The 26,023-nt window shown below is 42.4% G+C and carries 1 protein-coding gene; it reads right to left on the reverse strand.

Annotated elements, in window-relative coordinates:
• Window positions 1-13 precede the first annotated feature (13 nt).
• Window positions 14-26,017, reverse strand: coding sequence for a non-ribosomal peptide synthetase (locus tag N774_RS16695; RefSeq protein WP_024859842.1), 26,004 nt, complete (start codon window positions 26,015-26,017; stop codon window positions 14-16).
• Window positions 26,018-26,023: the final 6 nt, after the last annotated feature.

Raw genomic sequence — 26,023 nt, forward strand, 5'->3', positions numbered from 1 at the left:
AGTCCTCCCCAAATCAATCAAACAGAGAATCCAGGAAGTCAAGATCAGAAGCGTCCAGATCATCTGCAATAAGATCAGATACTGTTTTTTCTGTGCTTGCTTCACCTGAACAGAAGGCTGCAAGTTCTTCAACTTTTTTAGTAAATGCCTCACACAGTTCATCTATAAACTTCTGTCCGAACCTTAAATCCTTGCTCTCAATCTCAAATCCAAGAATACCGTTTCTTATTCCGCCGTTAATTGCTATTATATCATCTGCATTACCGTCTGCCGATGTCTTACCGTATGAATATACGGGCTTCTCAGACTGATCCGAACTCTCAAGTTCACCGAGGTAATTAAAGCATATCTCAGGCAGGATACCGTTTTCAACAGCTCCGTAGCCCAATCCTGACCCCGGAACACGTCGGATAGCATCCTTTGCAGATATTATCGCTTCTTCAGCATTATCGCAGCATTCAATAATTACAGGATAAATGTTTGTAAACCAGCCTACAGTCCTGTCAATAGCTATTTTTTCGCTGAGTTCTTCACGGCCGTAGCTCTCAAATCCAACAGGCAGCTTATCCTGGCCCGTTATCTCTCTGACAGCCATTGCAAGTCCCGCAATAAGCACTTCATTGATCTTTGCACCGAAAGCATTTCCCGAATGCTTCTGAAGCAGCTCGGTAGTTCTTTCATCATACTTTACATAGCCTCTTCCGGGCACTGTGCTGCTGTGATCACCTGATACAGCATTATCAGCGACCTCCTCGGAAACATTCTTCCAGTAGCTCAGCTCTGTATCAGAAAGAGAGTTTTCATATTGCTTCAGCATTCTGCTCCATTCGATAAATGAAGCTGTTTTAGACGGCAGCTTGACCTTATCACCTACTGCAATACAATTGATCGCAGTCTCAAAATCTTCTGACAGTATTTTCCATGACACAATATCAACAGCAAGGTGATGTATACAGAACATCATCTGCTTAGTATCGCCAAGCTCAAATACCGCAATTTTAACAAGCGGTCCGTTTACAAGATCAATACTTGCCTGTATCTCGGTACATTTCTCTTCTACTGCTGCATATTTATCTGTTTCATTGCTATAGTCAAACTCATAGAAATCACACAGTCTGCTTTTTGCAATTGGCATAATTACAAGTTCATTGTTCCTGTAAACCGCTCTGAGAATATCATGGTGTTTTACAAGTTCGGTTATTGCTTCATGTATAACTGCATTATCCATGCCCTCAACATCAAACATTACTGCCTGGTTGAAGTGTGCAGGATTTACAAGCTTCCATTCGCCGAATCTTCTTATGATAGGAGTTGTTTCTATCTTTCCGAATACTTCACCCTGTTCATAAGTATTTGCATCATACTCAACATTGATGCTCGGAGCGATCTTTGCAACAGTTCTGCCGTTCATTATGTCCTTTACAGAAACGGTATATCCATATTCCCTGAGCTTTGATATGATCCTTATTGCCTTTATGGAATCTCCGCCAAGCTCAAAGAAACTGTCGTTGATACCGACCTTTTCTACCCCCAGTATCTCACTGAACGCACGGCATATGACCTCTTCTGCTTCATTTCGTGGAGCTGCGTATTTGTCTTCGGATACTGAAACTATTTCAGGAAGAGCTCTCTTATCGACCTTTCCGTTTCTTGTTACAGGAATAGCTTCCAATTGCATCATATATGCAGGTATCATATAATCAGGCAGACTTTCGGCAAGTTTATTTCTTATATCGTTCACATTTATCTGCATTTTTGCAGTATAGTATGCATAGATCGCCTTATCACCTGTATTATTCGCTCTTGCTATTACGGTACAGTCGTTTACTCCATCAATTTCTCTGATCCTGCTCTCGATCTCTCCAAGCTCGATTCGGAAGCCTCTTATCTTTACCTGCTCGTCGATTCGTCCGAGGTACTCGATATTTCCGTCTGGCAGCCATCTTGCAAGGTCACCCGAGCGATACATTCTTCCCTCGCCGAATGGGTTCTTTACGAACTTCTCAGCAGTAAGTTCAGGTCTGTTATGATAGCCTCTTGCAAGGCCCTCACCTGCAATGCAGAGTTCGCCCGGCATACCGATTCCGCATAATTTATCCTGATCAAGTATGTAGACCTTTTTGTTGGGAAGCGGTTTTCCTATCGGTATCCTTTCAGGCAATTCCGTAGTTCCGTCGTACTTCCAGTACGTTGTGCATACTGTAGCCTCGGTTGGACCATAGTCGTTTGAATAAACAGGTATGTGACGATTCTTTTCGACAAGTGCACGGGATGTTTCAGAACCTGCTGTAGTTATGGTCCTGAGTCCCTCGAGATGAAGAAGATTAAGGAACGCAGGTGGCAGTAAAGCAAATGTGATATGATTATCCTTGATATATGCTTCAAATGCCTTGGTGTCTCTTCGCAGCTCCTCAGATATAATGAACATAGTAGAACCGCAAAGTGGCCCCATTGTCATTTCGGCAACCGATGAATCAAATGCAAAGCTTGCAAACTGAATAACATTGTCATTTTCTCCTACACCGTGTGCCTTTATGGAATATTCCCTGAGATTTGCAACGCCGTAATGCTCGATAAGTACACCCTTAGGAGTTCCTGTAGTTCCTGAAGTGAAAATTGTATATGCAAGATCATGGGGATCATTAACTATCTCAGGATTATCCTTTCTTCCGTTCCATATCGCTCTATCGCTAAGATCAATCACTGGTATGCCCTCAGGTATTTCAATTTCTGCCTTAGTGTACAGCAATACAGCCTTTGGTGCGCAATCCTTGAGAATAAAATCTATTCTGTTCTTTGGATATACAGGATCTATTGGAACATAAGCAGCTCCTGACTTGATTATGCCGTATAATCCGCAGAACATTTCCATACTTCTGTCAGCAATAAGCGCTACGAAATCATTTGGTTTGACTCCAAGAGCTCTTAAATTATGAGCAAGACTATTCAGATGCTCATTGAATTCTCTGTACGTTAGTCTCTCGTCTTCAAATACAACAGCCGTTTTATCAGGAGTTTTCTGAACATAGTATTCAATAATCTCAGAAATCGTTTTATCCTTTGCATAAGGAGTTTCAGTTGCATTGAAGTCGTTAAGGATAAGCTGCTTTTCTTCATCTGTTGTCATTTCAATTTCGCTTATCTTCTTCTCTGCATTGGCTGTTATAGACTTCAAAACTTCAATGAAATGTGCAAGTATCCTGTCGGCGGTTTCACTTCTGAACAGTGCTGTGCAGTATTCAAGTCCTATTCCGAACCTTCCATTGATTTCCGATACATTGAATGTCAGGTCAAACTTTGCTGACGTTTCCGAGCTGCCTGTTTCTTCTGCTTCTGCTCCGGATAATTCTCCATTTGCCGTCTCGTTGTTCTGCAGTACGAGCATTACGTCAAACAGCGGATTTCTTGACATATCTCGCTGTACTTCTACTGCTTCTACAAGCTCTTCAAAGGGATATTCCTGATTTTCATATGCCCTAAGGCATGTTTCCTTTATCTCTTTCAAGAAATCCTTGAAGCTCTTGTTCTTCTCGGGTCTTCCTCGCATTGCAAGTGTGTTGACGAACATTCCAAGCATACCTTCGGTATCCTTATGGGTACGTCCGCTAATTGGTGAGCCAATTACTATGTCTTCCTGCCTGCTGTACTTGCTCAGCATTACCATTGCTGCTGCAAGGAATACCATATATTCTGTTGTTCCGCTTTTCCTTACAAGATCCTTGACGCTCTTGCTGAGGTCTTCATCAAGGATTCTGCTTGTTATGCTTCCTGCGTAGCTCTGCTCCTGAGGTCTTGTAAAATCAGTCGGCATATCAAGTACAGGTATCTCATCTTCAAACTGACTCTTCCAATACTCTGCCTGATCACTCAGGTCTCTTGTTCTCATCCACTCGCTGTAGTCCTTGAACTGGTGTGTTAACGGTTCAAGCTTTTCTCCGTTATACAGTGCCATAAACTCTCTTGTGAATATCTCATCACTCATTCCGTCGCCCACTATGTGATGCATATCGAACATCATCAAGTGGTACTCGCCCTTGTTTACAAGCTTTACTCTTACAGGCTTTCCGCTTGCAAGATCAAAGGGCTTCAGGAAGTTCTTCATCAGTTCTTCATCTGATTCTTCGCTTGTTACATACTCGAAGTCTGCATCTATGTGATCAAGTATTTTCTGTACAGGCTCTCCGTCTATCATCAGGAACTGTGTTCTCAGTATCTCATGGCGGTCGGTCATTTCCTGTAATGCTTTTCTTAGATCAGCAGGGCGCACTTCTCCAGTTAGTTTCAGATTCTGGGGCATATTGTATGCTGTCGACTCGGGATCCATTTGCTGTATCAGGTAGGTTCTTTTCTGAGCAGAAGACATGGGATAATATTCCTTCTCCCCAGCTTTCGGAATAGGTACATATTCTTCGCTCTCAGCTCCTGCAAGTACTGCAAGCTGCTCTGCTGTTGGATGTGCGAATACTTCCTTTAATGCTATTCTTGTTCCTGTTTCCGCTTCGATACGGTTTACAAGTCTTGTCGCTCTCAGTGAGTGTCCTCCAAGCTCAAAGAAACTGTCCTTGATTCCCACCTGTTCCACATTAAGTATTTCACTGAATATATTGCAGATCTTCTCTTCAATCTCGTTTCTTGGTGCGATATATTCTTTTGCTGCTTTGGCTTCGATATCGGGCAATGCTCTCTTGTCAAGCTTGCCGTTTCGTGTTACAGGTATACTTTCTATCTGCATCATATATGCAGGTATCATGTATTCGGGCATGCTTTCGCTGAGCCTGTCCCTTATCTCTGACACGCTCTTTTCTTCATCGCTTGTGAAATAAGCATATATTGCCTTATCTCCTGTGCTGTCTGCTCTCGCTATTACCGCACAGTCCTTTATGCCGTCAATACCTCTTATTCTGCTTTCTATTTCTCCAAGCTCGATTCGGAAGCCTCTTATCTTTACCTGTTCGTCTATTCTTCCTAAGAACTCTATATTTCCGTCAAGAAGCCATCTTGCAAGGTCTCCCGATCTGTACATTCTTCCTTCACCGAATGGGTTCTTTACAAACTTCTCGGCTGTAAGCTCAGGTCTGTTCAGATAGCCTCTTGCAAGTCCGTCACCTGTTATGCAAAGCTCGCCCGGGACTCCTATTCCGCAGAGCTTTTCTCCGTCCACTATGTATGCTCCTGCATTTGATATAGGCTTCCCTATCAGTACTGTTTCACCATCAAATTCGGGGGCAAGATCATAGTATGTCGAATATACCGCTGCTTCTGTCGGTCCGTAAATATTTCCAAGCAGCGTTTTGCTTCCATGCTTTTTCATTGCTGCATAGAATTCCTTTACAAGCTTCGCATTCAGCGCTTCTCCTGCTGCAAGTACATATCTCAGTCCCTTGATCTGCTCGATATATTTATCAGGCATTGCCATAAATACTGAAAGCATCGAAGGTACAAAATCTACAACTGTTGCCTTATACTGCTCGATCTCTGCTGCGATTTCTTCTGGCTCTTTTTCTGCATTTGGCTTCAGTATCGCAAGCTTTGCTCCTGCTTTGAACCACCAGAATATCTCACTTGCTGATACGTCAAATACGTATGTTGTCTTCTGTAGTATCACATCTTCTTCGTTTAATGGATACTTCTCCTGCATCCAGCTTATCAGGTTCACTATTCCCTGATGTCTGTTCAGGACTCCCTTTGGCTTGCCTGTTGTTCCCGAAGTATAGATACAATAGATAAGATCATTCGGTGTGTTGATATGCTGTAGATCATCGGACGCACCTTTCCAGACCTCTTCGTTTCCAAGGTCTATTACAGGTATTTCGTTGTCAATTATTACATTTTCAGTTGTGTATTTCAGTACTGCCTTTGGTTTGCAGTCATCAAGCATGAAGCTTATCCTATCCTTTGGATATGTCGGATCGATCGGCACATATGCTCCGCCTGACTTTATGATTCCGTAGATTCCGCATATCATTTCTATGCTTCTGTCAGCAATGATCGCTACAAAATCGTCTGGCTTTGCTCCGAATTCACGCAGTTTATGGGCAAGGCTGTTGGACTTTGCATTGAGCTCTGCATATGTAAGGCTGTTATTTTCAAATACAAGTGCTGTATTGTCAGGTGTTTTCTTCACCTGTTCTTCAAAAAGTTCAACTACCGTCTTGTCTCTTGGATAATCCATAGCTGTTGCATTGAAGTCGTTAAGGATAAGCTGCTTTTCTTCATCTGTTGTCATTTCAATGTCGCTTATCTTCTGCTCTGCATTGGCTGTGATCTCTTTCAGTACTTCAATGAAATGTGCAAGTATCCTGTCTGCTGTTTCACTTCTGAACAGTGCTGTGCAGTATTCAAGTCCTATTCCGAACCTTCCATTGATTTCCGATACATTGAATGTCAGGTCAAACTTTGCTGACGTTTCCGAGCTGCCTGTTTCTTCTGCTTCTGCTCCGGATAATTCACCATTTGCTATCTCGTTGTTCTGCAGTACGAGCATTACATCAAACAGCGGATTTCTCGACATATCTCGCTGTACTTCTACTGCTTCTACAAGCTCTTCAAAGGGATATTCCTGATTTTCATATGCTTTAAGACATGTTTCCTTTATCTCTTTAAGGAAATCCTTGAAGCTCTTGTTCTTCTCGGGTCTTCCTCGCATTGCAAGTGTGTTGACAAACATTCCAAGCATACCTTCGGTATCCTTATGGGTACGTCCGCTTATCGGACTTCCTATTACTATGTCTTCCTGTCGGCTATACTTGCTCAGCATTACCATTGCTGCTGCAAGGAATACCATATATTCTGTTGCTCCGCTTTTCCTTACAAGATCCTCGACGCTCTTGCTGAGGTCTTCGTCAATAATAGTACTTGTTATGCTTCCTGCATAACTCTGCTCCTGAGGTCTTGTAAAATCAGTCGGCATATCAAGTACAGGTATCTCATCTTCAAACTGACTCTTCCAGTACTCTGCCTGATCACTCAGGTCTCTTGTTCTCATCCACTCACTGTAGTCCTTGAACTGGTGTGTTAACGGTTCAAGCTTTTCTCCGTTATACAGTGCCATAAACTCTCTTGTGAATATCTCATCACTCATTCCGTCGCCCACTATGTGATGCATATCGAACATCATGAGATGGTACTCGCCCTTGTTTACAAGCTTTACTCTTACAGGCTTTCCGCTTGAAAGATCAAAGGGCCTCAGGAAGTTCTTCATCAGCTCTTCATCTGATTCTTCGCTTGTTACATACTCGAAGTCTGCATCTATGTGATCAAGTATCTTCTGTACAGGCTCACCGTCTATCATCAGGAACTGTGTTCTCAGTATCTCATGGCGGTCGGTCATTTCCTGTAATGCTTTTCTTAGATCTTCAGGACGCACTTCTCCAGTTAGTTTCAGATTCTGGGGCATATTGTATGCTGTTGACTCAGGATCCATTTGCTGTATCAGGTATGTTCTCTTCTGGGCTGAGGACATGGGATAGTACTCTTTTTCCTCTGCTTTAGGTATCGGTAGATATTCTTCGCTCTCAGCTCCTGCCAGAACAGCAAGCTGTTCTGCTGTCGGATGTGCAAATACTTCCTTTAATGCTATTCTTGTTCCTGTTTCCGCTTCGATACGGTTTACAAGTCTTGTTGCTCTCAGTGAGTGTCCGCCGAGTTCAAAGAAGCTGTCCTTGATTCCCACCTGTTCCACATTAAGTATTTCACTGAATATATTGCAGATCTTCTCTTCAACTTCGTTTCTTGGTGCGATATACTCCTTTGTTGCCTTGGCTTCTATCTCGGGCAGGGCTCTTTTGTCAAGCTTGCCGTTTCGTGTTACGGGTATTGCTTTTATCTGCATCATATATGCAGGCACCATATATTCGGGCATGCTTTCGCTGAGCCTGTCTCTTATCTCTGACACGCTCTTTTCTTCATCGCTTGTATAGTACGCATATATTGCCTTATCTCCTGTGCTGTCCGCTCTTGCTATTACTGCACAGTCCTTTATGCCGTCAATACCTCTTATTCTGCTTTCTATTTCTCCAAGCTCGATTCGGAAGCCTCTTATCTTTACCTGTTCGTCTATTCTTCCTAAGAACTCTATATTTCCGTCAGGCAGCCATCTTGCAAGGTCTCCCGATCTGTACATTCTTCCTTCACCGAATGGGTTCTTTACAAACTTCTCGGCTGTAAGCTCAGGTCTGTTCAGGTATCCTCTTGCAAGTCCGTCTCCTGCTATACAAAGCTCGCCCGGCACTCCTATTCCGCAGAGCTTTTCTCCGTTCACTATGTATGCTCCTGCATTTGATATAGGCTTTCCTATCAGTACTGTTTCACCATCAAATTCGGGGGCAAGATCATAGTATGTCGAATATACCGCTGCTTCTGTCGGTCCGTAAATATTTCCAAGCAGCGTTTTGCTTCCATGCTTTTTCATTGCTGCATAGAATTCCTTTACAAGCTTCGCATTCAGCGCTTCTCCTGCTGCAAGTACATATCTCAGTCCCTTGATCTGCTCGATATATTTATCAGGCATTGCCATAAATACTGAAAGCATCGAAGGTACAAAATCTACAACTGTTGCCTTATACTGCTCGATCTCTGCTGCGATTTCTTCTGGCTCTTTTTCTGCATTTGGCTTCAGTATCGCAAGCTTTGCTCCTGCTTTGAACCACCAGAATATCTCACTTGCTGATACGTCAAATACGTATGTTGTCTTCTGTAGTATCACATCTTCTTCGTTTAATGGATACTTCTCCTGCATCCAGCTTATCAGGTTCACTATTCCCTGATGTCTGTTCGGGACTCCCTTTGGCTTTCCTGTTGTTCCCGAAGTATAGATACAATAGATAAGATCATTCGGTGTGTTGATATGCTGTAGATCATCGGGCGCACCTGTCCAGACCTCTTCATTTTCAAGGTCTATTACAGGTATTTCGTTGTCAATTATTACATTTTCAGTTGTGTATTTCAGTACTGCCTTTGGCTTACAGTCCTCAAGCATGAAGCTTATCCTGTCCTTTGGATATGTCGGATCGATCGGCACATATGCTCCGCCTGACTTGATGATTCCGTAGATTCCGCATATCATTTCTATGCTTCTGTCAGCAATGATCGCTACAAAATCGTCTGGTTTTACTCCGAGTTCACGCAGTTTGTGCGCAAGGCTGTTTGCCTTTGCATTGAGCTCTGCATATGTAAGGCTGTTGTTATCAAATACAAGTGCTGTATTGTTCGGAGTTTTCTTTATCTGTTCCTCAAAGAGTTCAACTACCGTCTTGTCTCTTGGATAATCCATTGCTGTTGCATTGAAGTCGTTAAGGATAAGCTTCTTTTCTTCATCTGTTGTCATTTCAATTTCGCTTATCTTCTGCTCTGCATTTGCTGTTATAGACTTCAAAACTTCAATGAAATGTGCAAGTATCCTGTCGGCGGTTTCACTTCTGAACAGTGCTGTACAGTATTCAAGTCCTATTCCAAACTTACCATTGAATTCCGATACATTAAATGTCAGGTCAAACTTTGCTGACGTTTCCGAGCTGCCTGTTTCTTCTGCTTCTGCTCCTGATAATTCACCATTTGCCGTCTCGTTGTTCTGCAGTACAAGCATTACGTCAAACAGCGGATTCCTTGACATATCCCTATGTACTTCTACTGCTTCTACAAGCTCTTCAAAGGGATATTCCTGATTTTCATATGCTTTAAGACATGTTTCCTTTATCTCTTTAAGGAAATCCTTGAAGCTCTTGTTCTTCTCGGGTCTTCCTCGCATTGCAAGTGTGTTGACAAACATTCCAAGCATACCTTCGGTATCCTTATGGGTACGTCCGCTTATCGGACTTCCTATTACTATGTCTTCCTGCCTGCTGTACTTGCTCAGCATTACCATTGCTGCTGCAAGGAATACCATATATTCTGTTGCTCCGCTTTTCCTTACAAGATCCTTGACGCTCTTGCTGAGGTCTTCGTCAATAATAGTACTTGTTATGCTTCCTGCATAACTCTGCTCCTGAGGTCTTGTAAAATCAGTCGGCATATCAAGTACAGGTATTTCATCTTCAAACTGACTCTTCCAATACTCTGCCTGATCACTCAGTTCTCTTGTTCTCATCCACTCACTGTAGTCCTTGAACTGGTGTGTTAACGGTTCAAGCTTTTCTCCGTTATACAGTGCCATAAACTCTCTTGTGAATATCTCATCACTCATTCCGTCGCCCACTATGTGATGCATATCGAACATCATGAGATGGTACTCGCCCTTGTTTACAAGCTTTACTCTTACAGGCTTTCCGCTTGCAAGATCAAATGGCTTAAGGAAGTTCTTCATAAGTTCTTCATCTGATTCTTCGCTTGTTACATACTCGAAGTCTGCATCTGTATGGTCGAGTATCTTCTGCACAGGCTCTCCGTCTATCATCAGGAACTGTGTTCTCAGTATCTCATGGCGGTCGGTCATTTCCTGTAATGCTTTTCTGAGATCAGCAGGGCGCACTTCTCCAGTTAGTTTCAGATTCTGGGGCATATTGTATGCTGTCGACTCGGGATCCATTTGCTGTATCAGGTAGGTTCTTTTCTGAGCAGAAGACATGGGATAATATTCCTTCTCCTCTGCCTTTGGGATAGGTACATATTCTTCGCTCTCAGCTCCTGCAAGTACTGCAAGCTGCTCTGCTGTCGGATGTGCAAATACTTCCTTTAATGCTATTCTTGTTCCTGTTTCCGCTTCTATACGATTGACAAGTCTTGTCGCTCTCAGTGAGTGTCCTCCAAGCTCAAAGAAACTGTCCTTGATTCCCACCTGTTCCACATTAAGTATTTCACTGAATATATTGCAGATCTTCTCTTCGATCTCGTTTCTTGGTGCGATATATTCTTTTGCTGCTTTGGCTTCTATCTCGGGCAGGGCTCTTTTGTCGAGTTTTCCGTTTCGTGTTACGGGTATTGCTTCTATCTGCATCATATATGCAGGCACCATGTATTCGGGCATGCTTTCGCTGAGCCTGTCTCTTATCTCTGACACGCTCTTTTCTTCATCGCTTGTATAGTACGCATATATTGCCTTATCTCCTGTGCTGTCTGCTCTCGCTATTACCGCACAGTCCTTTATGCCGTCAATACCTCTTATTCTGCTTTCTATTTCTCCAAGCTCGATTCGGAAGCCTCTTATCTTTACCTGCTCATCTATTCTTCCTAAGAACTCGATATTTCCGTCAGGCAGCCATCTTGCAAGGTCTCCCGATCTGTACATTCTTCCTTCACCGAATGGGTTCTTTACAAACTTCTCGGCTGTAAGCTCAGGTCTGTTCAGATAGCCTCTTGCAAGTCCGTCACCTGTTATGCAAAGCTCGCCCGGCACTCCTATTCCGCAGAGGCTATTTCCCTGCATAATGTAGACCTGCTTATTATTCATTGGCTTACCAATAGGAATTCTTTCAGGCACTGCTTCGTTACTTTCGTGCTTCCAATATGTTGCACAAACAGTTACCTCTGTCGGTCCGTAATCATTGGAATATATAGGAATATGATTATTAGCTTCTACCAAATCTTTATTTGTCTCTGAACCGGCAGTTATTATTGTCCTTAGACCGCAAAGGCTTACTTGAGTTAAATACATCGGCGGCAAAATTGCTATGCTTATTTCATTTTGAACAATATATTCTTCAAACGCATTTGTATCTTTCTGTATCTCATTTGGAATCAGATACATACAAGCTCCGCATAATAATCCCATAGTCATTTCAGAAACTGCGGCATCAAATGCAACACTTGCAAACTGTATTACTCTATCCTCTGAATTCACCCCTTGTTTAGACTTAAAGTATTCTCTTAAATTGGCAACTCCATAATGCTCGATCATTACCCCCTTTGGCTTTCCTGTTGTTCCCGAAGTATAGATACAATAGATAAGGTCATTCGGTGTATTTACATGCTCAGGATCATGGGGCGCACCTGTCCAGACCTCTTCGTTTCCAAGGTCTATTACAGGTATTTCGTTGTCAATTATTACATTTTCAGTTGTGTATTTCAGTACTGCCTTTGGCTTACAGTCCTCAAGCATGAAGCCTATCCTGTCCTTTGGATATGTCGGATCGATCGGCACATATGCTCCGCCTGACTTTATGATTCCGTAGATTCCGCATATCATTTCTATGCTTCTGTCAGCAATGATCGCTACAAAATCGTCTTGTTTTACTCCGAGTTCACGCAGTTTGTGCGCAAGGCTGTTTGCCTTTGCATTGAGCTCTGCATATGTAAGGCTGTTGTTATCAAATACAAGTGCTGTATTGTCAGGTGTTTTCTTCACCTGTTCTTCAAAGAGTTCAACTACTGTCTTGTCTCTTGGATAATCCATTGCTGTTGCATTGAAGTCGTTAAGGATAAGCGATTTTTCCTCTGTTGTTGTCATTTCAATGTCGCTTATCTTCTGCTCTGCATTTGCTGTGATCTCTTTCAGTACTTCAATGAAATGTGCAAGTATCCTGTCGGCGGTTTCACTTTTGAACAGTGCTGTGCAATATTCAAGTCCTATTCCGAACCTTCCATTGAATTCCGATACATTGAATGTCAGGTCAAACTTTGCTGACGTTTCCGAGCTGCCTGTTTCTTCTGCTTCTGCTCCGGATAATTCACCATTTGCTATCTCGTTGTTCTGCAGTACGAGCATTACGTCAAACAGCGGATTCCTTGACATATCCCTATGTACTTCTACTGCTTCGACAAGCTCTTCAAAGGGATATTCCTGATTTTCATATGCTTTAAGACATGTTTCCTTTATCTCTTTAAGGAAATCCTTGAAGCTCTTGTTCTTCTCGGGTCTTCCTCGCATTGCAAGTGTGTTGACAAACATTCCAAGCATACCTTCGGTATCCTTATGGGTACGTCCGCTAATTGGTGAGCCAATTACTATGTCTTCCTGCCTGCTGTACTTGCTCAGCATTACCATTGCTGCTGCAAGGAATACCATATATTCTGTTGCTCCGCTTTTCCTTACAAGCTCTTTAACTTTTCTGCTTAATCCTTCGTCAAGAATTGCACTTGTTATGCTTCCTGCATAGCTCTGTTCCTGTGGTCTCTGGAAATCAGTTGGCATATCAAGTACAGGTATTTCATCTTCAAACTGCGACTTCCAATACTCTGCCTGATCACTCAGGTCTCTTGTTCTCATCCACTCGCTGTAGTCCTTGAACTGGTGTGTTAACGGTTCAAGCCTTTCTCCGTTATACAGTGCCATAAACTCTCTTGTGAATATCTCATCACTCATTCCGTCGCCCACTATGTGATGCATATCGAACATCATGAGATGGTACTCGCCCTTGTTTACAAGCTTTACTCTTACAGGCTTTCCGCTTGAAAGATCAAAGGGTCTCAGGAACTGCTTCATCAGTTCTTCATCTGATTCTTCGCTTGTTACATACTCGAAGTCTGCATCTATGTGATCAAGTATTTTCTGTACAGGCTCTCCGTCTATCATCAGGAACTGTGTTCTCAGTATCTCATGGCGGTCTGTCATTTCCTGCAATGCTTTTCTGAGATCAGCAGGGCGTACTTCTCCAGTTAGTTTCAGATTCTGGGGCATATTGTATGCTGTCGACTCGGGATCCATTTGCTGTATCAGGTATGTTCTCTTCTGGGCTGAGGACATGGAATAATATTCCTTCTCCTCAGCTTTCGGAATAGGTACATATTCTTCGCTCTCAGCTCCTGCAAGTACTGCAAGCTGCTCTGCTGTCGGATGTGCAAATACTTCCTTTAATGCTATTCTTGTTCCTGTTTCCGCTTCGATACGGTTTACAAGTCTTGTCGCTCTCAGTGAGTGTCCGCCGAGTTCAAAGAAACTGTCCTTGATTCCCACCTGTTCCACATTAAGTATTTCACTGAATATATTGCAGATCTTCTCTTCGATCTCGTTTCTTGGTGCGATGTACTTCTTTGTCGCTCTGGCTTCGATATCGGGTAGGGCTCTTTTGTCAAGCTTGCCGTTTCGTGTTACGGGTATTGCTTTTATCTGCATCATATATGCAGGCACCATGTATTCGGGCATGCTTTCGCTGAGCCTGTCTCTTATCTCTGACACGCTCTTTTCTTCATCGCTTGTGAAATAAGCATATATTGCCTTATCTCCTGTGCTGTCTGCTCTCGCTATTACTGCACAGTCCTTTATTCCTTTAATTTCTCTTATTCTGCTTTCAATTTCACCAAGCTCGATTCGGAAGCCTCTTATCTTTACCTGCTCATCTATTCTTCCTAAGAACTCTATATTTCCGTCAGGCAGCCATCTTGCAAGGTCTCCCGATCTGTACATTCTTCCTTCACCGAATGGGTTCTTTACGAACTTCTCGGCAGTTAGCTCAGGACGGTTCAGATAGCCTCTTGCAAGTCCGTCACCTGTTATGCACAGCTCGCCCGGCACTCCTATTCCGCAGAGATTATCAGCTTCAGCAATATATACCTTTGTATGGCACGAATGTCCTCCGATAACAACTCTTTGCGTTTCTGCCTTTATTTCGCTGTATGTGGTGTTTACCGTTGCCTCTGTAGGTCCGTATGAATTTATTATCTTCTTTCCGCTTACTGCGATTTTTCTAAGAACATCAAGCTCTGCGGCTTCTCCTCCTGAATCAAGAAGTCTCAGATCAGGCATTCCGCAAATATCCAGCTCTCTAATTACCTTAGGTGTCAGCGATGCCACTGTTATTCGCTTTGTCTTCATGTACGCTTCAAGCTCACTCATATTGTAGCGCATCTCTGATGCCACTACATACAGTGCTGCTCCGTTCAGCATCGCTCCGAAAATATCTCCCACTGACTGATCGAAGCAATAGCTTGCATACTGCATCATTCTATCGTTTCCCGTCATTTCAAATACTTCTTCATATGACTTTACAAGTCCTATTAAGCCTGTATTCTCCAATTCTACGCCCTTCGGCCTTCCAGTTGTTCCCGATGTGTAAATACAATAGATAAGGTCATTCGGTGTGTTGATATGCTGTAGATCATCGGACGCACCTTTCCAGACCTCTTCGTTTCCAAGGTCTATTACAGGTATTTCGTTGTCAATTATTACATTTTCAGTTGTGTATTTCAGTACTGCCTTTGGTTTGCAGTCATCAAGCATGAAGCTTATCCTATCCTTTGGATATGTCGGATCGATCGGCACATATGCTCCGCCTGACTTGATAACTCCATATATTCCGCATATCATTTCTATGCTTCTGTCAGCAATGATCGCTACAAAATCATCAGGCTTTACCCCAATTTCACGAAGTTTGTGTGCAAGGCTGTTGGCTCTTTCATTGAGCTCTGCATATGTCAGAGTATTGTTTTCAAATACAAGCGCAGTACTATTTGGTGTTTTCTTTACCTGTTCCTCAAAGAGCTCAACTACCGTCTTGCCTCTTGGGTATTCTGTTTCTGTTGCATTGAAGTCGTTTAGGATGAGCTGCTTTTCTTCGGCTGTTGCCATTTCAATTTCGCTTATTTTCTGCTCAAAATTTACAGTTATGGACTTCACTACTTCGATGAAATGTGCAAGTATCCTGTCTGCTGTTTCATTCTTGAACAGTGCTGTACAATACTCAAGTACAACTCCGAATTTGCCGTCTGTTTCCGTTACATCTATTGATAGATCGAACTTGGCTACTGTATTGGCTGTTCCTGTTTCCTCGATTCCGCTGTCTCCGAGTTTAAGCTTTGTGCTCTCGTTGTTCTGCATCGTAAGCATCACGTCAAACAGCGGATTCCTTGACATATCTCGTCTTACTTCTACTGCTTCGACAAGCTCTTCAAACGGATATTCCTGATTTTCATATGCCCTAAGGCATGTTTCCTTTATCTCTTTAAGGAAATCCTTGAAGCTCTTGTTCTTCTCGGGTCTTCCTCGCATTGCAAGTGTGTTGACGAACATTCCAAGCATACCTTCGGTATCCTTATGGGTACGTCCGCTTATGGGACTTCCTATTACTATGTCTTCCTGTCGGCTATACTTGCTCAGCATTACCATTGCTGCTGCAAGGAATACCATGTATTCGGTTGCTCCGCTTTTCCTTACAAGCTCCTTGACGCTATTACTTAATTTCTCGTCAAGGGTTGCACTTGTTATGCTTCCTTCGTAGCTCTGATCCTGTGGTCTCTGAAAATCTGTCGGCATATCAAGTACAGGTATTTCATCTTCAAACTGCGACTTCCAATACTTTGCCTGTCCGCTCAGGTCTCTTGTTCTCATCCACTCGCTGTAATCTTTGAACTGATGTGTCAATGGCTCTGGTTTTTCTCCGTTGTACAATGCCATGAACTCATTGGTAAACGTATTGACACTCATTCCGTCACTGACAATATGGTGCATATCGAACATCATGAGATGGTACTCGCCCTTGTTTACAAGCTTTACTCTTACAGGCTTTCCGCTTGCAAGATCAAAGGGCTTCAGGAAGTTCTTCATAAGTTCTTCATCTGATTCGGTACTTGTTATGTATTCAAAGTCTGCTTCTGTATGGTCGAGTATCTTCTGCACAGGCTCTCCGTCTATCATCAGGAACTGTGTTCTCAGTATCTCATGGCGGTCGGTCATTTCCTGTAATGCTTTTCTGAGATCAGCAGGGCGCACTTCTCCAGTTAGTTTCAGATTCTGGGGCATATTGTATGCTGTCGACTCGGGATCCATTTGCTGTATCAGGTAGGTTCTTTTCTGAGCAGAAGACATGGGATAATATTCCTTCTCCTCTGCCTTTGGGATAGGTACATATTCTTCGCTCTCAGCTCCTGCAAGTACTGCAAGCTGCTCTGCTGTCGGATGTGCAAATACTTCCTTTAATGCTATTCTTGTTCCTGTTTCCGCTTCGATACGATTGACAAGTCTTGTCGCTCTCAGTGAGTGTCCGCCAAGCTCAAAGAAACTGTCCTTGATTCCCACCTGTTCCACATTAAGTATTTCACTGAATATATTGCAGATCTTCTCTTCGATCTCGTTTCTTGGTGCGATATACTCCTTTGTTGCCTTGGCTTCAATATCGGGCAATGCTCTCTTGTCAAGCTTTCCGTTTCTTGTTACGGGTATTGCTTCTATCTGCATCATATATGCAGGTATCATGTATTCGGGCATGCTTTCGCTGAGCCTGTCCCTTATCTCTGACACGCTCTTTTCTTCATCGCTTGTATAGTACGCATATATTGCCTTATCTCCTGTGCTGTCTGCTCTTGCTATTACTGCACAGTCCTTTATGCCGTCAATACCTCTTATTCTGCTTTCTATTTCTCCAAGCTCGATTCGGAAGCCTCTTATCTTTACCTGTTCGTCTATTCTTCCTAAGAACTCGATATTTCCGTCAGGCAGCCATCTTGCAAGATCTCCCGATCTGTACATTCTTCCTTCACCGAATGGGTTCTTTACAAACTTCTCGGCTGTAAGTTCGGGACGGTTCAGGTATCCTCTTGCTACTCCGTCACCTGCTATGCAAAGCTCGCCCGGGACTCCTATTCCGCAGAGGGCTGAATTATCTGTAATATATATCCTTGCATTTGCAATTGGTCGGCCAATTGTTACTCGCTCTGTTATTCCGTCTATGACACTGCATGTTGCATCGACTGTACACTCAGTCGGTCCATATACGTTATATATTTTTTCGCATAAACCGCTGTCAATTGCCATATTTGACAATTCATGTGTAAGGTTCTCACCTCCTGAAAAAATACTTTTTAATCTGTAATTTATTCTCTCAGATTGCGAAGTGAACATTTTTAAATGTGTTGGTGTGCAGTCGCTCAGGTCGACACTGTTTTTTTCAAAGTACTTCAACAATAATTCACTGTCAAGTTTTACTTCATCTGATATTACATGCAATGTACTGCCATTTGTTAACGCCGAGAAGATCATCTTTACAGATGCGTCAAACGCATACGACGCAACAAGGGCAACATTCTTTATGCTGCTATTATAGCTTTTGCTCATAAAGTTAAGGCAAAGATTTGTTGCTCCTTTCTGCTCAATAAGGACTCCCTTTGGCTTGCCTGTTGTTCCCGAAGTATAGATACAATAGATAAGGTCATTCGGTGTGTTGATATGCTGTAGATCATCGGACGCACCTTTCCAGACCTCTTCGTTTCCAAGGTCTATTACAGGTATTTCGTTGTCAATTATTACATTTTCAGTTGTGTATTTCAGTACTGCCTTTGGCTTACAGTCCTCAAGCATGAAGCTTATCCTGTCCTTTGGATATGTCGGATCGATCGGCACATATGCTCCGCCTGACTTGATGATTCCGTAGATTCCGCATATCATTTCTATGCTTCTGTCAGCAATGAGCGCTACAAAATCGTCTGGTTTTACTCCGAGTTCACGCAGTTTGTGCGCAAGGCTGTTGGACTTTGCATTGATCTCTGCATATGTAAGGCTGTTATTTTCAAATACAAGTGCTGTATTGTCAGGCGTTTTCTTCACCTGTTCTTCAAAGAGTTCAACTACTGTCTTGTCTCTTGGATAATCCATTGCTGTTGCATTGAAGTCGTTAAGGATAAGCTTCTTTTCTTCATCTGTTGTCATTTCAATTTCGCTTATCTTCTGCTCTGCATTTGCTGTTATAGACTTCAAAACTTCAATGAAATGTGCAAGTATCCTGTCTGCTGTTTCGAATCTGAAAAGAGCTGTACAGTATTCAAGCCATATTCCGAACTTTCCGTCATATTCTGACAAATTGAACGTAAGATCAAACTTCGCTGCTGTATTTGCCGCGCCTGTTCCCTCTATTTCTGCTCCTGATAGATTTCCGTCGACATTCTCATTGTTCTGCAGTACGAGCATTACGTCAAACAGCGGATTCCTTGACATATCTCGCTGTACTTCTACTGCTTCTACAAGCTCTTCAAAGGGATATTCCTGATTTTCATATGCCCTAAGGCATGTTTCCTTTATCTCTTTCAAGAAATCCTTGAAGCTCTTGTTCTTCTCGGGTCTTCCTCGCATTGCAAGTGTGTTGACAAACATTCCAAGCATACCTTCGGTATCCTTATGGGTACGTCCGCTTATCGGACTTCCTATTACTATGTCTTCCTGCCTGCTGTACTTGCTAAGCATTACCATTGCTGCTGCAAGGAATACCATATATTCTGTTGCTCCGCTTTTCCTTACAAGATCCTTGACGCTCTTGCTGAGGTCTTCGTCAATAATAGTACTTGTTATGCTTCCTGCATAACTCTGCTCCTGAGGTCTTGTAAAATCAGTCGGCATATCAAGTACAGGTATTTCATCTTCAAACTGACTCTTCCAATACTCTGCCTGATCACTCAGTTCTCTTGTTCTCATCCACTCACTGTAGTCCTTGAACTGGTGTGTTAACGGTTCAAGCTTTTCTCCGTTATACAGTGCCATAAACTCTCTTGTGAATATCTCATCACTCATTCCGTCGCCCACTATGTGATGCATATCGAACATCATGAGATGGTACTCGCCCTTGTTTACAAGCTTTACTCTTACAGGCTTTCCGCTTGCAAGATCAAATGGCTTAAGGAAGTTCTTCATAAGTTCTTCATCTGATTCTTCGCTTGTTACATACTCGAAGTCTGCATCTGTATGGTCGAGTATCTTCTGCACAGGCTCTCCGTCTATCATCAGGAACTGTGTTCTCAGTATCTCATGGCGGTCGGTCATTTCCTGTAATGCTTTTCTGAGATCAGCAGGGCGCACTTCTCCAGTTAGTTTCAGATTCTGGGGCATATTGTATGCTGTCGACTCGGGATCCATTTGCTGTATCAGGTAGGTTCTTTTCTGAGCAGAAGACATGGGATAATATTCCTTCTCCTCTGCCTTTGGGATAGGTACATATTCTTCGCTCTCAGCTCCTGCAAGTACTGCAAGCTGCTCTGCTGTCGGATGTGCAAATACTTCCTTTAATGCTATTCTTGTTCCTGTTTCCGCTTCTATACGATTGACAAGTCTTGTCGCTCTCAGTGAGTGTCCTCCAAGCTCAAAGAAACTGTCCTTGATTCCCACCTGTTCCACATTAAGTATTTCACTGAATATATTGCAGATCTTCTCTTCTATCTCGTTTCTTGGTGCGATATATTCTTTTGCTGCTTTGGCTTCGATATCGGGCAATGCTCTCTTGTCAAGCTTTCCGTTTCGTGTTACGGGTATACTTTCTATCTGCATCATATATGCAGGCACCATGTATTCGGGCATGCTTTCGCTGAGCCTGTCTCTTATCTCTGACACGCTCTTTTCTTCATCGCTTGTATAGTACGCATATATTGCCTTATCTCCTGTGCTGTCTGCTCTCGCTATTACTGCACAGTCCTTTATGCCGTCAATACCTCTTATTCTGCTTTCTATTTCACCAAGCTCGATTCGGAAGCCTCTTATCTTTACCTGCTCGTCTATTCTTCCTAAGAACTCGATATTTCCGTCAGGCAGCCATCTTGCAAGGTCTCCCGATCTGTACATTCTTCCTTCACCGAATGGGTTCTTTACGAACTTCTCGGCTGTAAGCTCAGGTCTGTTCAGGTATCCTCTTGCAAGTCCGTCGCCTGCTATACAAAGCTCGCCCGGCACTCCTATTCCGCAGAGACTTTCTCCATTTAGGATATATATCTTACTGTTGAAAATTGGTTTACCAATTAGATTTTTTTCATTTGATTCGTTAACTTCATATGAAGTAATATCAACTGTACATTCGGTCGGACCATATACATTTACCAGTTTATTACAGAAACCACCCTCATATATTCCCTTTGAAACGTTTGCAGGAAGTTCCTCACCGCCTACCCAAATGGTCTTTAATTTGACATCAAACGTATTACCAATAGAAAGCATCATTTTCAAATGTGAAGGCGTACAATCTGTTACATCGATGTTATTGTCTTTATAATATCTCAAAAGCTTTGATACATCATATTTGTTTTCGTTACTGGTAATATGAAGCGTTTTACCGCTGATAAATGTTGCAAAAATCATCTGAACAGATGCATCAAATACATATGAAGCTACGAGCGATGTATTTGATACGTCAGCGAGATATCCGCAAAGCAGCGATTTGCAAAGATTAATAACGCTGATATGCTTTATCATTACACCCTTTGGCTTGCCTGTTGTACCCGAAGTATAGATACAATAGATAAGATCATTCGGTGTATTTACGTGCTCAGGATCATTGGGCGAACCTGTCCAGACCTTACTGTCTGCAAGGTCTATTACAGGTATTTCGTTGTCAATTATTACATTTTCAGTTGTGTATTTCAGTACTGCCTTTGGCTTACAGTCCTTAAGCATGAAGCTTATTCTTTCGGCTGGATATGTCGGATCGATCGGCACGTATGCTCCGCCTGACTTTATGATTCCGTAGATTCCGCATATCATTTCTATGCTTCTGTCAGCAATGATCGCTACAAAATCGTCTGGTTTTACTCCGAGTTCACGCAGTTTGTGCGCAAGGCTGTTTGCCTTTGCATTGAGCTCTGCATATGTCAGAGTATTGTTTTCAAATACAAGTGCTGTATTGTCAGGTGTTTTCTTCACCTGTTCTTCAAAGAGTTCAACTACTGTCTTGTCTCTTGGATAATCCATTGCTGTTGCATTGAAGTCGTTAAGGATAAGCTGCTTTTCTTCATCTGTTGTCATTTCAATGTCGCTTATCTTCTGCTCTGCATTTGCTGTTATAGACTTCAAAACTTCAATGAAATGTGCAAGTATCCTGTCGGCTGTTTCGCTTCTGAAAAGAGCTGTGCAATATTCAAGTCCTATTCCAAACTTACCATTGAATTCCGATACATTGAATGTCAGGTCAAACTTTGCTGACGTTTCCGAGCTGCCTGTTTCTTCTGCTTCTGCTCCGGATAATTCTCCATTTGCTATCTCGTTGTTCTGCAGTACGAGCATTACGTCAAACAGCGGATTTCTCGACATATCTCGTCTTACTTCTACTGCTTCGACAAGCTCTTCAAAGGGATATTCCTGATTTTCATATGCCCTAAGGCATGTTTCCTTTATCTCTTTAAGGAAATCCTTGAAGCTCTTGTTCTTCTCGGGTCTTCCTCGCATTGCAAGTGTGTTGACGAACATTCCAAGCATACCTTCGGTATCCTTATGGGTACGTCCGCTAATTGGTGAGCCAATTACTATGTCTTCCTGCCTGCTGTACTTGCTCAGCATTACCATTGCTGCTGCAAGGAATACCATATATTCTGTTGCTCCGCTTTTCCTTACAAGATCCTTGACGCTCTTGCTGAGGTCTTCATCAAGGATTCTGCTTGTTATGCTTCCTGCGTAGCTCTGCTCCTGTGGTCTCTGGAAATCAGTTGGCATATCAAGTACAGGTACTTCATCTTCAAACTGACTCTTCCAATACTCTGCCTGATCACTCAGGTCTCTTGTTCTCATCCACTCACTGTAGTCCTTGAACTGGTGTGTTAACGGTTCAAGCTTTTCTCCGTTATACAGTGCCATAAACTCTCTTGTGAATATCTCATCACTCATTCCGTCGCCCACTATGTGATGCATATCGAACATCATGATATGGTACTCGCCCTTGTTTACAAGCTTTACTCTTACAGGCTTTCCGCTTGCAAGATCAAAGGGCTTCAGGAAGTTCTTCATAAGTTCTTCATCTGATTCTTCGCTTGTTACATACTCGAAGTCTGCTTCTATGTGATCAAGTATTTTCTGTACAGGCTCACCGTCTATCATCAGGAACTGTGTTCTCAGTATCTCATGGCGGTCGGTCATTTCCTGTAATGCTTTTCTTAGATCTTCAGGACGCACTTCTCCAGTTAGTTTCAGATTCTGGGGCATATTGTATGCTGTTGACTCAGGATCCATTTGCTGTATCAGGTATGTTCTCTTCTGGGCTGAGGACATGGGATAGTACTCTTTTTCCTCTGCTTTAGGTATCGGTAGATATTCTTCACTTTCAGCTCCTGCAAGTACTGCAAGCTGCTCTGCTGTCGGATGTGCAAATACTTCCTTTAATGCTATTCTTGTTCCTGTTTCCGCTTCTATACGATTGACAAGTCTTGTCGCTCTCAGTGAGTGTCCTCCAAGCTCAAAGAAACTGTCCTTGATTCCCACCTGTTCCACATTAAGTATTTCACTGAATATATTGCAGATCTTCTCTTCGATCTCGTTTCTTGGTGCGATATATTCTTTTGCTGCTTTGGCTTCGATATCGGGCAATGCTCTCTTGTCAAGCTTTCCGTTTCGTGTTACGGGTATTGCTTCTATCTGCATCATATATGCAGGCACCATATATTCGGGCATGCTTTCGCTGAGCCTGTCTCTTATCTCTGACACGCTCTTTTCTTCATCGCTTGTATAGTACGCATATATTGCCTTATCTCCTGTGCTGTCCGCTCTCGCTATTACTGCACAGTCTTTTATTCCTTCGATTTCTCGTATTCTGCTTTCTATTTCACCAAGTTCGATTCGGAAGCCTCTTATCTTTACCTGTTCGTCTATTCTTCCTAAGAACTCTATATTTCCGTCAGGCAGCCATCTTGCAAGGTCTCCCGATCTGTACATTCTTCCTTCACCGAATGGGTTCTTTACAAACTTCTCGGCTGTAAGCTCGGGTCTGTTCAGATAGCCTCTTGCAAGTCCGTCACCTGTTATGCAAAGCTCGCCCGGCACTCCTATTCCGCAGAGCTTTTCTCCGTCCACTATGTATGCTCCTGCATTTGATATAGGCTTTCCTATCAGTACTGTTTCACCATCAAATTCGGGGGCAAGATCATAGTATGTCGAATATACCGCTGCTTCTGTCGGTCCGTAAATATTTCCAAGCAGCGTTTTGCTTCCATGCTTTTTCATTGCTGCATAGAATTCCTTTACAAGCTTCGCATTCAGCGCTTCTCCTGCTGCAAGTACATATCTCAGTCCCTTGATCTGCTCGATATATTTATCAGGCATTGCCATAAATACTGAAAGCATCGAAGGTACAAAATCTACAACTGTTGCCTTATACTGCTCGATCTCTGCTGCGATTTCTTCTGGCTCTTTTTCTGCATTTGGCTTCAGTATCGCAAGCTTTGCTCCTGCTTTGAACCACCAGAATATCTCACTTGCTGATACGTCAAATACGTATGTTGTCTTCTGTAGTATCACATCTTCTTCGTTTAATGGATACTTCTCCTGCATCCAGCTTATCAGGTTCACTATTCCCTGATGTCTGTTCAGGACTCCCTTTGGCTTGCCTGTTGTTCCCGAAGTATAGATACAATAGATAAGATCATTCGGTGTGTTGATATGCTGTAGATCATCGGGCGCACCTGTCCAGACCTCTTCATTTTCAAGGTCTATTACAGGTATTTCGTTGTCAATTATTACATTTTCAGTTGTGTATTTCAGTACTGCCTTTGGTTTGCAGTCATCAAGCATGAAGCTTATCCTATCCTTTGGATATGTCGGATCGATCGGCACATATGCTCCGCCTGACTTTATGATTCCGTAGATTCCACATATCATTTCTATGCTTCTGTCAGCAATGATCGCTACAAAATCGTCTGGCTTTACTCCGAATTCACGCAGTTTATGTGCAAGGCTGTTGGCTCTTGCATTGAGCTCTGCATATGTAAGGCTGTTGTTATCAAATACAAGTGCTGTATTGTTCGGAGTTTTCTTTACCTGTTCCTCAAAGAGTTCAACTACCGTCTTGTCTCTTGGATAATCCATAGCTGTTGCATTGAAGTCGTTAAGGATAAGTTTTCTCTCTGAATCTGTTACAGAATCGATCTCTGTTACCTTGCAATCAGGAGCGTTTGCCATTTCTTCGCAAATCTTAATCAATCTATCCAATACAAGCTGAATATCACCGTCAGAGTATTTATTCGGGTCAAACATAATCTTGAATTGAAGACTGTCATTTTCCTCAAATCCAACTATAGAAATAGCGTAGCTTGTCTCCTCACGGTACTGATCAAACTCAATATCCGTGTATTCATCATTAATGTGAATGCTCTGAGAACCTGAATTCTGATTTTCAAATACAAAAAGAATTTTTATAAGTTCTGATCCGAGAATCGTTCGTTTCTGAATGTCGGCAAGTGAACAAAAATCGAATCTGCTGCTTTCAATTCCTTGTTTCTGAACATCTGCTATGATCTCACTGATCGTTGTTGTTTCACTTGTTTTAATTCGTACAGGAATGGTATTGATAAAGAGTCCTACCATATTCTCGATTTCAGAAACATCGGCATCTCTTCCTGAAACAACCTTGCCAAAAACAACATCATCACTTCTGTTATACTTTTGAAGAAGAAGTCCTACAGCTGTCTCGGCAACAACATTGATCGTACTCTCTGCCTTTTCAGATATTTCCTTCAGCCTTACAGTAGTTTCATTTGAAAGTGCTTTTGTAAGAACTCTCATCTTCTCATCTGTCATTTCTTTTTTCCCGAAAGAAGCTATCTGACAATCACACTCATATCCCTCAAGGAGATCTTCCCAGTAATCTTTAGCTTTTTGCGTATTCTGCTTTTCAAGCCATTTGATATAATCTCCAAAATCTTTGGTGGATTTCTTTTTTTCAACTATCTTATCCAGAATACTGTTATATGAACTGCCGCTGCAAAGCATTTCATAATAACTGAAGAAATCACTGAAAAGGATAGAATTGCACCAGCCGTCAGTAATAATATGATGAGTTGTAAATATAAGCTTATAAAGCGATCCGCTCAGCTTGACATACTTCACTCTTAAAAGAGTGTCATTTTTAAGGTCAAATCCTCTTTTAACATCGCTCTTTATCAGCTCTGCACACTGTTCCTCAGAATCTTCAGCGCCCGAAAGATCAACATACTCACATTCTGCAGCTCTTTCCTTTAGTACTACCTGACAAGGCGCTTTTACCTTTTCATATACAAACATTGTTCTTAAAGCCTGATACTTTGTCGTTAAAAGGGATAACGCCTGTTTGATATGTTCAAAATCCAGTACATTATATACATTAAAAACATTTTGTATAACATATGCAGATGAATCACTTTCCATTAAATAATGAAAAAGCAAGCCCTCCTGCAATGGAGTCAGTGAATATATATTCTCGATTTTACTATTAACTTTTGTCATTTTATC

The sequence above is a fragment of the Ruminococcus flavefaciens AE3010 genome, assembly GCF_000526795.1.
GTDB classification, from domain to species: domain Bacteria; phylum Bacillota; class Clostridia; order Oscillospirales; family Ruminococcaceae; genus Ruminococcus; species Ruminococcus flavefaciens_D.

Excerpts from the sequence above, each read along its gene's own strand:
- N774_RS16695 (WP_024859842.1), bottom strand. The coding sequence starts at position 26,017 with ATGACAAAAGTTAATAGTAAAATCGAGAATATATATTCACTGACTCCA.